This is a genomic window from Pseudomonas marvdashtae, from assembly GCF_014268655.2.
GTDB lineage: Bacteria > Pseudomonadota > Gammaproteobacteria > Pseudomonadales > Pseudomonadaceae > Aquipseudomonas > Aquipseudomonas marvdashtae.
Genome location: NZ_JABWQX020000001.1, coordinates 330,070 through 343,166, shown reverse-complemented (window position 1 = coordinate 343,166; position 13,097 = coordinate 330,070). Strand labels below are relative to the sequence as shown.

Annotated in this window: 12 protein-coding genes; 4 read left to right on the top strand and 8 right to left on the bottom strand. The window is 60.6% G+C overall.

Annotation, left to right across the window (positions count from 1 at the left end):
• Positions 1-126 precede the first annotated feature (126 nt).
• A complete protein-coding gene (gene yihG / locus HU742_RS01640) occupies positions 127-1,014 on the top strand; it encodes a 1-acylglycerol-3-phosphate O-acyltransferase, YihG family (RefSeq protein WP_186643500.1) in 888 nt (295 codons plus the stop codon).
• On the opposite strand, the gene HU742_RS01635 is transcribed toward yihG, so the two are convergent.
• Complete coding sequence (locus HU742_RS01635; RefSeq protein WP_186643499.1) at positions 1,015-1,584, bottom strand: DUF2780 domain-containing protein; 570 nt, start codon at positions 1,582-1,584, stop codon at positions 1,015-1,017. It lies immediately after the preceding gene.
• 306 nt (positions 1,585-1,890) lie between these two features.
• Between HU742_RS01635 and HU742_RS01630 the strand changes: the two genes are divergently transcribed.
• The 3 genes from HU742_RS01630 (at position 1,891) to HU742_RS01620 (ending at position 3,388) form a co-directional block, all read left to right on the top strand.
• On the top strand, positions 1,891-2,313 hold the full coding sequence (locus HU742_RS01630) for a DUF3757 domain-containing protein (protein WP_186634371.1): 423 nt from the start codon (positions 1,891-1,893) through the stop codon (positions 2,311-2,313).
• A gap of 87 nt (positions 2,314-2,400) precedes the next feature.
• A complete protein-coding gene (locus tag HU742_RS01625; RefSeq protein ID WP_186643498.1) occupies positions 2,401-2,976 on the top strand; it encodes a hypothetical protein in 576 nt (191 codons plus the stop codon).
• A gap of 199 nt (positions 2,977-3,175) precedes the next feature.
• Positions 3,176-3,388 carry a cold-shock protein gene (locus tag HU742_RS01620; RefSeq protein WP_186643497.1) on the top strand — a complete coding sequence of 71 codons (213 nt, stop codon included), beginning with the start codon at positions 3,176-3,178 and terminating at the stop codon, positions 3,386-3,388.
• Positions 3,389-3,964: 576 nt separating this feature from the next.
• On the opposite strand, the gene fdhA is transcribed toward HU742_RS01620, so the two are convergent.
• The 7 genes from fdhA to glyA form a co-directional block, all read right to left on the bottom strand.
• On the bottom strand, positions 3,965-5,164 hold the full coding sequence (gene fdhA / locus HU742_RS01615; RefSeq protein ID WP_123343755.1) for a formaldehyde dehydrogenase, glutathione-independent: 1,200 nt from the start codon (positions 5,162-5,164) through the stop codon (positions 3,965-3,967).
• A 149-nt stretch (positions 5,165-5,313) separates the two neighbouring features.
• On the bottom strand, positions 5,314-6,171 hold the full coding sequence (gene purU / locus HU742_RS01610) for a formyltetrahydrofolate deformylase (RefSeq protein ID WP_134926133.1): 858 nt from the start codon (positions 6,169-6,171) through the stop codon (positions 5,314-5,316).
• A gap of 210 nt (positions 6,172-6,381) precedes the next feature.
• Positions 6,382-7,014, bottom strand: a complete 633-nt coding sequence (locus HU742_RS01605; protein WP_186643496.1) for a sarcosine oxidase subunit gamma — start codon at positions 7,012-7,014, stop codon at positions 6,382-6,384.
• 59 nt (positions 7,015-7,073) lie between these two features.
• On the bottom strand, positions 7,074-10,091 hold the full coding sequence (locus HU742_RS01600; protein WP_186643495.1) for a sarcosine oxidase subunit alpha: 3,018 nt from the start codon (positions 10,089-10,091) through the stop codon (positions 7,074-7,076).
• A complete protein-coding gene (locus HU742_RS01595; protein WP_186634360.1) occupies positions 10,088-10,417 on the bottom strand; it encodes a sarcosine oxidase subunit delta in 330 nt (109 codons plus the stop codon). Before HU742_RS01595 ends, HU742_RS01600 begins: the two co-directional genes overlap by 4 nt.
• Before the next feature lie 14 nt (positions 10,418-10,431).
• Positions 10,432-11,682 carry a sarcosine oxidase subunit beta gene (locus tag HU742_RS01590; protein WP_186634357.1) on the bottom strand — a complete coding sequence of 417 codons (1,251 nt, stop codon included), beginning with the start codon at positions 11,680-11,682 and terminating at the stop codon, positions 10,432-10,434.
• A 21-nt stretch (positions 11,683-11,703) separates the two neighbouring features.
• Positions 11,704-12,957 carry a serine hydroxymethyltransferase gene (gene glyA, locus HU742_RS01585; protein WP_186634354.1) on the bottom strand — a complete coding sequence of 418 codons (1,254 nt, stop codon included), beginning with the start codon at positions 12,955-12,957 and terminating at the stop codon, positions 11,704-11,706.
• Between the last annotated feature and the right edge of the window lie 140 nt (positions 12,958-13,097).

The window sequence follows — 13,097 nt, the reverse complement described above, 5'->3', positions numbered from 1 at the left end:
CGCTTCCTCGCCATAAAGACTGGCCCAGTCTAGCCAGGCCGAAGTGAAACATTCGTCAATAACTGAATTGGCCTGCCACGCGAAGCTGCTTATCATGGCCCGCCCACCCGTTTGCAAGAGTCATGTATGCGCCGCCTGCTCACCGGCTGTTTCGTCACCCTGTTGTTATTGCTCAACACCCTGGTGCTATTTGGGCCGCTCATGGTGTTTGCATTGCTCAAGCTGATCCTGCCCGGACGCTTTCGCGACTATGCGTCGTGGGCGGTGATGTGGATCGCCGAGACCTGGGCCGAAATCGACAAGCTGATCTTTGCCCTGTGCATTCCCACTCAATGGGACATCCGCGGCGGTGGAGGCTTGCGCGGCGACACTTCTTACCTGGTGATCAGCAATCACCAGTCGTGGGTGGACATTCCTGCCCTGGTCCAGGCCCTCAACCGACGCACGCCGTTCTTCAAGTTCTTCCTGAAAAAGGAACTGATCTGGGTGCCGTTCCTGGGACTGGCCTGGTGGGCGTTGGATTACCCGTTCATGAAGCGCTACACCAAGGCGTTCCTGGCAAAGAACCCGGAGATGGCCGGCAAGGACCTGGAAATCACCCGGCAAGCCTGTGAGCTGTTCAAGCGCCAACCGGTCACCGTGGTCAACTACCTCGAAGGCACCCGCTTCACGGCCGCCAAAAGCCAACAGCAACAGTCGCCCTTCGCCCACCTGCTCAAGCCCAAGGCCGGCGGTGTGGCGTTCGTGCTGGCGGCAATGGGCGAACAACTGGACGCGGTGCTGGACGTGACGGTGGTGTATCCGCAACAGCGGATACCTGGGTTTTGGGATTTGATCAGCGGCGCCGTGCCAAAGGTCATCATCGACATCCAGACCCGCGAGCTGGATCCTGCGCTGTGGCGGGGCGACTACGAAAACGACCCGGTGTTTCGCCAATTCGTCCAGCAATGGGTCAACCAACTCTGGGCCGAAAAGGACCGGCGCATCGCCGCGTTGCGCAACGCGCACAACTGATCAGATACCGGCGCCAGTGCCCCAGATACCGCCGAGGTTTTGCAGCAGCGAACTGGCCACGCCCTGTTGGCCGAGGTATTGCAGGATGATCGGGGCAAATTGGCCAATCATGCCGCTGTCCATGCCCAGCGCGCTGAAGGCATCGTTCAGGTCGCCGGTGTCCTTGACGTTACCCAGCAGGCCGTCGAGCAAGGCGCTCTTGTCCGATCCGCCGCCGAGCAACCCGCCCAGGCCGTTGAGCCCGCCGATGGCGCTGTTGCCGGCGATCTGATCCAGTCCCGGCACGCTTTTGCTCAGTTCGGAAAACTGCGGCTCGCTGAGCCGATTCTTTGCCAGCCCCAACATCGCCCCGGCGCCGCCCACGGCCTGTTCCGGTGTGATCTTCAGCTCCGAGCCCAAGGTATTAAGCAAGCCGGCGGCTTTCGGCGCAGCGGCCACGGCACCCTCCTGCTCGTCGCCTTGCATCGCGGACAAGACGTTGGCCGCGTCACCCAGGTTGAACTGCGCAAACGCCGGGCTGGCTGCCAATGACAGCAGGCAGGACAGTACAAAACCGCTCGAAACTTTCATCCGACATCCTCGATCACCGCGAAAAAGCCGCTTCACAAGAAGCGGCGCAAAAGCACGGCGTTGGACTGAGGCAAATAGCGATTGTTCCGTCGTGGCGCTTATATCTATTCCCACATCAAGTTCAGAATCGCCCTACAGCTATATCTGAAACTTCAGCCTTCCCATTTAATCTTCGGCCCCATAACAGCGCACCCATAAATATCCCCACATAATTCAGAATTGACATAAAGGACTGTCAACTCTGACAGTGGTGCGGCCCGGACAGACCTGTAAATATCGAGCATGACCGAGCCAGGAGGCGCGTAGATGTTAAATAAATGGGCGCTGAGCGCAGGATTGTCAGTTGCGATGATCGGCCAAGTCTACGCTGGTCAAATAACGTGTCCTGCCGTCGCCGATATACAACGCAATATTGAGGCATTAGAAGATGTCTTTTTTGTCGATGAACCGAGTGACCTCGACTGGCAAAGCCAAAGCCTGGTGAACGCAGTCAACCCTGCTTTATTGGTATTCAACGGAGCCGAATACGTCATCCATGAAGATGACGATCAACAACTCACCACCCCGACTACCTTTACCTGCAAATACGGCGAGATAAATTTAATCCTGAAGGATATCCAGATGCAGGTTCCGTCATTCTCGCCTTGGGAAAACAACCGCTGTGAAAGCCCGGACGTTCATAACTGCGAGTTAATTAATGCTGATTATTTCCAAGTCAACTTTGAGTAGCGTAACTCATCGAGCGCCCAACCTTTCGCCCCTGCACTTCAAGGCTCCTTTACCGTACAGTGCCGTGTCTCCCAACAGAGTTCGTCCATGAACGTAAAAATCGGCGGAGCCACCCTTGCCGTCATCCTGACAGGCATGCTCATCGTCCTGGGCGTCAACGAATGCCAGCGTGGGCCCTTGAACCCCGAACTAGCGGACAACCTCAGCGAAGAACACAAAGTCTGGCTGACCATTGAACACCGCATCAAGCGCTCAGACCCGGCCCTGACCGAAGTGACCCGCGACCAGCAAGCGCTGACGCTGTTTTACCGTCCCGAAGCGTCCACAGAGAATTCCGACCCATGGGTTGCGCACATGCTGCGCGTAGTCGGCCATGGCCTGGCGGCGCTCAATGGCGCACCTGGGGGCAAGCAATACACGCACGTCACGATCAAGGCGAGACTGCTCGTTGATGACGACGTGGAGCTGGTCTACGACATGTCGGGTTTCGACGCCATCAAGACCCAACAAGGCGGCTACGAAACCTTTGCCGGCATGCCGCGCAGCCTGAATTTCAGTCGCGACGCCCTGGCCCAAGCGCAGGACTATTGCCAAGGCCCCAGCGCCAAAGGTTTCTACCCTGAATTCTGCGAACGGGTCGGGACTGCGACTGCCCAGCAGTAGCCATGGCATGACCGCGGCGCGAGTCATCCGACTATCAACGCGCAACCCGTTATTTCCTCTCGGTATTGCCTACTGTCAACGTTGACAGTAGGCAGCTGTTCATACGGTCTCTAAGCTCAGCCTTGACAAGGAAAACAAGGCCCTGGGCAAGCCACAGTCCCTGTGCCTTTCTTCATTCGGGCAAGCAGGAATAATAAAAATGAACGACCGAAGCAAAGGAACCGTGACGTGGTTTAACGATGCAAAGGGCTATGGCTTCATCACTTGCGACAAAGGAGGCAAGGAATTGTTCGTTCATTACTCGGCCATCGCCGGCGAGGGTTATAAAACATTGAAACAGAAGCAAACGGTCTTTTTTGAAATCGAAAAGGGCAGCAAAGGCATGCAGGCCATGAGAGTGACGCCGGAATAACCGTCGGTTCGCACAGATCCTTCCCCTGAAGCGTCGCATGAAAACCCGCAGGGCTATTTCCTTTTGTTCTGACCTACTGTCATTTCTGACAGTAGGCGCAAGCATGACGCTCAGCGATCATCATTGCTCCGTTCAACAAGCGAGTACGTGACATGCGCGGTTTAATAGCTGGTTTACTTTCCGTCGCTGGACTCCTGGGCGTTACTCATGCTGCGAACGCAGCAAGCTGTCCCGCGGTAGGGGAAATAGAGTTTCGTTTAATGCCAGAGCCCAATCCTGGCCAACCGGTCGCCGAGGAATACACTGTGAAGGATCCCTCTGGAAAAGTTATCTGGCGGGGCGAGGCCGTGGGCCCTAACTTTTTACAACCGCAGTACCAAATGACGTTAACAACGCCCAACCCTATAGCGAACACCTGTTTATATAATTATCGGGAGGAATATGTGGATGAGGGCCCCCTCCTCAGCAGGCTTGGAGGAACAAACAGCTGACACTCAATAAACAGCCTTGAGGACAATTCCTGTCAAATAAAAAGGACGACATCACTGTCGCCCTTTTTCCGTCTTGCCTACAGCCTTACGCCGCACTGAACAACTTGTGCGGGTCAATCACAAACTTCTTCGGCACGCCCGCATCGAACTCGCCATAGCCCTTTGGCGCGTCATCCAGGCTGATCACCTGCACACCCACGATTTCAGCAATGTTGATACGGTCCCACATGATCGCCTGCATCAGCTGGCGGTTGTACTTCATCACTGGCGTCTGGCCGGTGTGGAAGCTGTGGGATTTGGCCCAACCCAGGCCGAAGCGGATGCTCAGGCTGCCCATTTTCGCCGCCGCATCGACGGCGCCAGGGTCTTCGGTGACGTAAAGACCGGGGATGCCGATCTTGCCGGCGACGCGGACCACGCCCATCAACGAGTTGAGCACGGTGGCCGGGGCTTCGTGCTTGACGCCGTCATGGCCGTGGCCGCGGGCTTCGAAGCCCACGCAATCGACAGCGCAGTCCACTTCCGGCTCACCCAGCAGCGCGGCGATTTGTTCGTGCAACGGCGTGTCGGTGGACAGGTCGACGATTTCAAAACCCTGGGCCTTGGCGTGGGCCAGGCGGACGGAGTTGACGTCGCCGATGATCACCACCGCTGCGCCCAGCAGGCGAGCGGAAGCGGCGGCCGCCAGGCCAACCGGGCCGGCACCGGCGATGTAGACGGTGCTGCCAGGACCAACACCGGCGGTGACGGCGCCGTGGTAGCCGGTGGGCAGGATGTCGGACAGGCAGGTCAGGTCACGGATTTTCTCCATGGCCTTGTCGCGGTCCGGCAGTTTCAGCAGGTTGAAGTCGGCGTACGGCACCAGCACGTATTCGGCCTGGCCGCCGGTCCAGTCGCCCATGTCCACGTAACCGTAGGCACCGCCGGCACGGGCCGGGTTGACGGTCAGGCAGACACCGGTGTGTTGCTCTTTGCAGGAACGGCAGCGCCCGCAAGCCACGTTGAATGGCACCGACACCAGGTCACCGATTTTCAGGTTCTCGACGTCGCTGCCCTTTTCAATCACTTCACCGGTGATCTCGTGCCCCAGGACCAGGCCAGTCTGGGCAGTGGTACGGCCGCGCACCATGTGTTGGTCGGAGCCGCAGATGTTGGTGGAGACCACGCGCAGGATGACACCGTGCTCAATCTTCCTGCCGCGCGGGTCCTGCATTTTTGGATAGTCGATTTTCTGTACTTCGACCTTGCCGTTGCCGAGATACACGACACCACGATTACCAGACATGCTTTCACCTCGCTGTTGTTTTTGTGGAACTGCGTTGCCCAGGCAGGCAGCGCGTTGATTGCTCGGGTTTGATGCCTGAGCTTCAAGCGGAAAGCTACAAGCCGCAAGAAGCACGCATACCGCCTTTTCTTGCGGCTTGAAGCTTGTGGCTAAAGCACCACGGTACGATTGGCGTTCAAGAACACTCGTCGCTCAATGTGATACCCCACCGCCCGGGCCAAGGTCAGCCCTTCGATGTCCCGGCCCTTGGCGATCAGGTCCTCGGGATAGTGGCTGTGGTCCACCACCTCCACGCCCTGGGCGATGATCGGGCCTTCGTCCAGGTCGTTGTTGATGTAGTGCGCCGTGGCGCCCACCAGTTTCACGCCTTTGTTGTAGGCCTGGTGATACGGCTTGGCGCCCTTGAAGCCCGGCAGCAGCGAGTGATGGATATTGATCGCCTTGCCGTCGAGCTTGCGGCACAACTCCGGCGACAGCACTTGCATGTAGCGGGCAAGGATCACCAGCTCGGCACCGGTGTCTTCAATCACCTGCCACACCTGCCGCTCCTGGGAAGGCTTGTCGTTCGGGTCCAGGGGGAAATGGTAGTAGGGAATCTGGTGCCAGTCGGCCAACGGCTTGAGATCGGGGTGGTTGGAGACCACGGCCACCACGTCCATGGACAATTGGCCGATGCGCTGGCGATAGAGCAAATCGTTGAGGCAGTGATCGGCCTTGGAGACCATGATCACCACTTTGGGCCGGTAGTTGGGTGGCGTCAGTTCGAAGACCATGCCGAAGGCTTGCGCACGCTCGGCCAGGCCTGCGCGGAAGCTCTGCTCGTCAAAACCGTCGGGCTGGCGAAATTCCACGCGAATGAAGAAACGCGCCGAGAGCCGGTCGTCGAAGGAATGGTGCTCGGTGACATAGCAGCCCTGCTCGAACAGAAAGCGGGTCACCGCGTCCACCGTGCCGAGCACGCTGGGGCAGTCGGCAGTCAAGATCCATGTGTCTGGGGCGCGGCTCATTGCGGTGACTCCTGTTCGTTATGGACAAATCCCCCGCTAAACACAGAACCCTGTGGCGAGGGGATTTATCCCCGCTGGGCTGCGAAGCAGCCCCAAAAACTTGATGTAATCAACCTGAGACTCTGAAGTAGCAAGTCTGGGGTCTGCTGCGCAGCCCAGCGGGGATAAATCCCCTCGCCACAAAGGTGGTCGGCTTTGGCCCTTAGTGTTTCAGGCCTGCACGCTCAACCCATACTCAGCCGCGGCATCCTGCAACCACAGCCACCAGTAATCGGAGAAGCTGCGACGGATCACCAGTTCCCAGGTGTCTTCGGCGGTGTGGCGAATCACCAGTTGCGACTTGGCGAACACCGTGCCCACGGCCTTGCCCACCGGGAAGTTGCTTGGGTGTACATCGTAGCTGGTGGATTTCATCAGCACGTCGCGCACGTTCGGGCCGGACAGTTCGAGGATCTGCTGGCCGCCGCTGACGTTGACGATCTGGATGTGCAGGTCGCCCAGGGCTTCACGCAGTTTCTGCTCGGCGGCGAATTCTTCGCCAGTGGGCACCACCAGCAACCATTCATCCGGGCCGAGCCATTGCAGGCTGGTTTCGCCCTTGATAATCACGGCCAGCGCACCTGGCAGTTCCAGGCCCAGGGCCTTGTGCACGCCGGCAGCAAACGCCGGGTCGTGGCCGTCGCCACGAATCGTCAGGTGGCCCAGGAGTTTTTTCTCGCGCACGGTCACACCGGCGTTCTTGCGGCCCTTGCCTACCAGGCTGGCGAGGTCGGCATGGTGCAGCGACGACTCGGCCTTGGCCCCGGTGGTTGGGCGTTGTTGGTACACGTTGGCTGCGGTCATATGGAGCACCTGTCTCGTAGATTGATCGTTCCCACACTCTGCGTGGGAACGGTCAGGTATCAAATATTCTGCCGATCGCCCTTCGGATCGAAGAACACCGAAGAAACGATCTCTGCCTCGATCACCCGGCCATCGGCCAATGGCGCGAACACCCGCTCGCCCATCCGCTTGAGGCCGCCCTTGACCACACCCATGGCGAACGAATAACCCAGGGAGTTATGCGCATAGCTGGAGGTCACGTGGCCAACCATGGTCATCGGGATCGCCTGCTTGGTGTTGAACACCAGTTGCGCGCCTTCCGGCAGCCAGACATTCGGGTCGATCGGCTTGAGGCCCACCAATTGCTTGCGCTCTTGCCGCACGCAATCTTCGCGATTCATGCCACGCCAGCCGATCCACGAGAACGGTTTGGTCCGGCCGACACACCAGCCCATGTTCAGGTCGTCCGGGGTCATCGAGCTGTCAGTGTCCTGGCCGACGATGATGAAGCCCTTCTCGGCCCGCAATACGTGCATGGTCTCGGTGCCATACGGGGTCAGGTTGTATTGCTTCCCAGCCTCGACGATCTGTTCGAGCACGCCCATGGCGTAGTCGGCCTGCACGTTGATTTCGTACGACAGTTCACCGGTGAACGAGATCCGGAACACCCGGGCCGGTACGCCGCCCACTAGGCCTTCCTTCCAGGTCATGAACGGGAACGCGTCCTTGTCCAGGTCGATGTCGGTGACGTGGCTCAAAAGCTTGCGGCTGTTGGGACCCGACAGGGTCATGGTCGCCCAGTGGTCGGTGACCGAGGTGAAGTACACCTTCAGGTCCGGCCATTCGGTCTGGTGGTAGATTTCCAGCCATTGCAGCACGCGCGCCGCGCCGCCGGTGGTGGTGGTCATCAGGAAGTGGTTGTCCGCCAGACAGGCCGTTACGCCGTCGTCGAAGACCATGCCGTCTTCCTTGCACATCAGGCCGTAGCGGGCCTTGCCCACGTCGAGCTTGGTCCAGGCGTTGGTGTAGACGCGGTTGAGAAACTCACGGGCATCCGGGCCCTGGATGTCGATCTTGCCCAGGGTCGAGGCGTCGAGCAGGCCAACGCTGTCACGCACGGCCTTGCATTCGCGCTTGACCGCGGCATGCATGTCTTCGCCGTTCTTCGGGAAGTACCAAGGACGCTTCCACTGGCCGACGTCTTCGAACTCGGCACCGTTCTTCACATGCCAGGCCTGCAGCGCGGTGAAGCGCACCGGCTCGAAGATATGCCCGCAATGCCGGCCCGCCACCGCGCCGAAGGTCACCGGCGTGTAGTTCGGACGGAACATGGTGGTGCCCATCTGCGGGATGCTCACGTTCAACGAACGGGCCGCGATGGCCAGGCCGTTGACGTTGCCCAGCTTGCCCTGGTCGGTGCCGAAGCCCAGTGCGGTGTAGCGCTTGACGTGTTCCACCGACTCGAAGCCCTCGCGGGTGGCAAGTTCGATGGCGGCGGCGGTGACGTCGTTCTGCAGGTCGACGAATTGCTTCGGCGCCCGTGCGGTGGTTTTTTCATGAGGCACCTGGAACAGCGCCAGGGTCGGCTCTTCGTGACGGCTCAGGGCCTTGGGCAACACGCCCTCCACGGCCTTGAAGCCGGCTTCGCTGGCCGCCCGCACGCCGCCTTCAAAACCGTCGGCCAAGCTATCGCCGAGGCTGTAGACGCCGTTCACACCACCGACGCAGACGCGCTTTTGCGGTGCTTCGCCCGGTACGAAACCGAGGATGTCTTCCCGCCAGATCGGTTTGCCGCCCAGATGCGAAGCCAGGTGCACCACCGGGCTGTAGCCGCCGGAACTGGCCACCAGGTCGCAGTCCAGCCATTCGCCAGGACTGGTGACTTTGTGGGCGCGAACGTCGATCGCGGCAACACGTGCCCCAGTGACGCGCTTGCTGCCACGGGCCTCGATCACGGCGCTGCCGGTGAGGATACGGATGCCCTTGGCGCGGGCTTCTTCCACCAGCGCGCCACGTGGGTTGCTGCGAGCATCGGCCACGGCCACTACTTGCAGGCCGGCGTCGAACCAGTCCAGGGCCACGCGATAGGCGTGGTCGTTGTTGGTGCTCAGCACCAGTTTCTTGCCCGGTGCCACGCCGTAGCGACGCACGTAGGTGGACACTGCGCCGGCCAGCATGTTGCCCGGCACGTCGTTGTTGCCGTAGACCAGCGGCCGCTCGCAGGCACCGGTCGCCAGCACCACACGCTTGGCGCGGACGCGGTTGATGCGCTGGCGGACCTGGCCGATCGGTGCGCGGTCGCCGAGGTGGTCGGTGAGGCGCTCGTGGATGGTCAGGAAGTTATGGTCGTGGTAACCGTTCACCGTGGCGCGAGGCAGCAACACCACTTCGGGCATCGAGCGCAGTTCAGCCACTACGGCAGCGACCCATTCGGTCGCTGGCTTGCCGTCCAGGCTCTCGCGGGAGTCGAGCAGGCTGCCGCCGAACTCTTCCTGCTCATCCGCCAGGATGACGCGGGCACCGCTGCGAGCCGCGGCCAATGCGGCAGCCAGGCCAGCGGGGCCGGCGCCAACGATCAGCACGTCGCAATGACGGTTCATGTAGTCGTAGGTGTCCGGATCGTTCTCGGTCGGCGAGCGACCCAGGCCGGCAGCCTTACGGATGTACTTCTCGTAGGTCATCCAGAACGATTGCGGGTACATGAAGGTTTTGTAGTAGAAGCCCGGCGGCATCAGCTTGCCGCCGACCTTGCCGAGAATCCCCATCATGTCGTTGTTCACGTTCGGCCAGCCGTTGGTGCTGGTGGCGACCAAGCCCTGGTACAAGGCTTGTTGCGTGGCGCGCACGTTAGGAATCTGCGTGGCTTCGGTGGCACCGATCTGCAGCACTGCGTTCGGCTCTTCGGCACCGGCGGCGTAAATGCCGCGCGGACGCGAATATTTGAAGCTGCGGCCGATGATGTCGACACCGTTGGCCAGCAACGCGGCGGCCAGGGAATCGCCCTCGAAGCCTTTGTAGCTCTGGCCGTTAAAGGTGAATGTCAGCACTTTATTGCGGTCGATCCGTCCGCCGTTGGACAGGCGATTGATCTGGCTCATACCTTCTCTCCCAGAGCCTGTGCGGCCGCTTTCGGGCTGTCAGTCTTGTCGGTGAATTGCGGCTTTTGACCGATCTTGTAGGTTTCGAGAATCTCGTAGGTCACGGTGTCACGGGTCACGTTGAAGTACTGGCGGCAACCGGCGACGTGATCCCACAGTTCATGGTGCAACCCGCGTGGGTTGTCACGGAAGAACATGTAGTCGCCCCACTCCTCGTCGGTGCAGGCGTTCGGATCCAGCGGACGCGGAATATGCGCCTGGCCGGATGCATGGAATTCCTCTTCGGAGCGCAGTTCGCCGCAGTGAGGACAGAAGATATGCAACATGGGGATTTCTCCTGTTAGTGGGCAACCGCAGCAGCGCCGTGTTCATCGATCAACGCACCGTTATGGAAACGGTCGATGGAGAAAGGTGCAGCCAATGGGTGCATTTCACCCTTGGCCAGACTCGCGGCAAACACGTTGCCCGAGCCAGGTGTCGCCTTGAAGCCGCCAGTGCCCCAACCGCAGTTGAAGAACATGTTCGGCACCGGGGTCTTGGAGATGATCGGGCAAGCATCCGGCGTGGTGTCGACGATGCCGCCCCACTGGCGGTTCATGCGCACCCGCGAGAGCACCGGGAACATCTCGACGATGGCCTGGACCGTGTGTTCGATCACCGGGTACGAGCCACGCTGGCCGTAGCCGTTGTAGCCGTCGATACCGGCACCGATCACCAGGTCGCCCTTGTCGGACTGACTGATGTAGCCGTGCACGGCGTTGGACATGATCACGCTGTCGATGATCGGCTTGATCGGCTCGGACACCAGCGCTTGCAGCGGGTGGGATTCGATCGGCAGGCGGAAGCCGGCGAGCTTGGCCATGTGCCCGGAGTTACCGGCAGTGACCACGCCGACGCGCTTGGCGCCGATGAAGCCCTTGTTGGTTTCCACGCCGATGCAAATACCGTTTTCCTTGCGGAAACCGATCACTTCGGTCTGCTGGATCAGGTCCACGCCCAAGGCGTCCGCCGCCCGGGCAAAGCCCCAGGCCACGGCATCGTGACGGGCCACGCCGCCGCGACGCTGGACGGTGGCGCCCATCACCGGGTAGCGGGTGTTTTTCGAGCAATCCAGGTATGGGATCTCGTCGGCCACTTGCTTGGCGTTGAGCAGCTCGCCGTCCACGCCATTGAGGCGGTTGGCGCTGACGCGACGCTCCGAATCACGAATGTCCTGCAGGGTGTGGCACAGGTTGTAGACGCCACGCTGGGAGAACATCACGTTGTAGTTCAGGTCCTGGGACAGGCCTTCCCAGAGTTTCATCGCGTGTTCGTACAAGTGGGCCGATTCATCCCACAGGTAGTTGGAGCGCACGATGGTGGTGTTGCGCGCGGTGTTACCGCCGCCCAACCAGCCCTTCTCGACCACGGCCACATTGGTGATGCCGTGCTCCTTGGCCAGGTAGTAGGCGGTCGCCAGGCCATGCCCGCCACCGCCGACGATGACCACGTCGTAGACTTTTTTCGGGGTCGGCGTGCGCCACATCCGCTGCCAGTTTTCGTGATGGCTGAGTGAGTGTTTGAAGAGGCCGAAGCCCGAATAGCGTTGCATAGTCATTACTCCAAAACCGACTCAGCGATAAACCGGGAAGTCCGCGCACAGGGCCGCCACTTGCTGCGCGACATTGGCCTCGACATCGGCATCGCCGAGGTTGTCGAGAATGTCGCAGATCCAGCCGGCCAGGGTGACGCACTGGCTGACCTTGAAGCCACGGGTGGTCACCGCCGGGGTGCCGATACGCAGGCCCGAGGTCACGAACGGCGACTGCGGGTCGTTCGGCACGGCGTTCTTGTTGACGGTGATGTGGGCGCGGCCCAGGGCGGCGTCGGCGTCCTTGCCGGTCAAGCCTTGACGGATCAGGCTGACCAGGAACAAGTGGTTATCGGTGCCGCCGGACACTACATCGTAGCCGCGCTTGATGAACACGCCAGCCATGGCCTGGGCGTTATCAATCACCTGCTGCTGATAAGCCTTGAAGCCAGGCTCCGCCGCTTCCTTGAAGCACACCGCCTTGCCGGCGATCACGTGCATCAGCGGGCCGCCCTGGGCGCCGGGGAATACGGCGGCGTTGAGCTTCTTCTCGATTTCTTCGTTGGCCTTGGCCAGGATCAGGCCGCCACGTGGACCGCGCAGGGTCTTGTGGGTGGTGGTGGTGACCACGTCGGCGTACGGCAGCGGATTCGGGTACAGGCCAGCGGCAACCAGGCCGGCGACGTGGGCCATGTCGACGAACAGCAGCGCGCCGACCTTGTCGGCGATCTGGCGGAAACGTGGGAAATCCAGGGTCTTGGAGTAAGCGGAGAAACCGGCGACGATCATTTTCGGTTTGCACTCAACCGCCAGGCGCTCGACTTCGTCGTAGTCGATAAGGCCAGTGGTGGTGTCGATGCCGTACTGCACCGCGTTGTAGAGCTTGCCCGAGGACGACACCTTGGCGCCGTGGGTCAGGTGACCGCCATGGGCCAGGCTCATGCCCAGGATGGTGTCGCCGGCTTGCAACAGGGCCAGGTACACGGCGCTGTTGGCCGACGAACCGGAGTGCGGCTGGACGTTGGCGTAATCGGCGCCGAACAACTGCTTGGCGCGCTCGATGGCCAGGGCTTCGACTTTATCCACGTGCTCGCAGCCACCGTAGTAGCGCTTGCCCGGATAACCTTCGGCGTACTTGTTGGTCAAGCCACTGCCTTGGGCCTGCATCACGCGCTTGCTGGTGTAGTTCTCTGACGCGATCAGCTCGATGTGATCTTCCTGGCGTTGCTCTTCGGCGTTCATCGCCGCCAGCAGTGCATCATCGTAGCCTTGGATTTGGTCTTGCTTGCTGAACATCGCGTCTCTCCCAGCGGCGGCGGTGCGCCTTTCGTCTCGGTGAGGCACGGACCGTTTCGGTCGTGCCCTTTGGATGCGATGGTATGGCCGGCGCAGGCAGGTCAAATGCCTATGGACGCCACGCAAAGGTGCGTTTACGA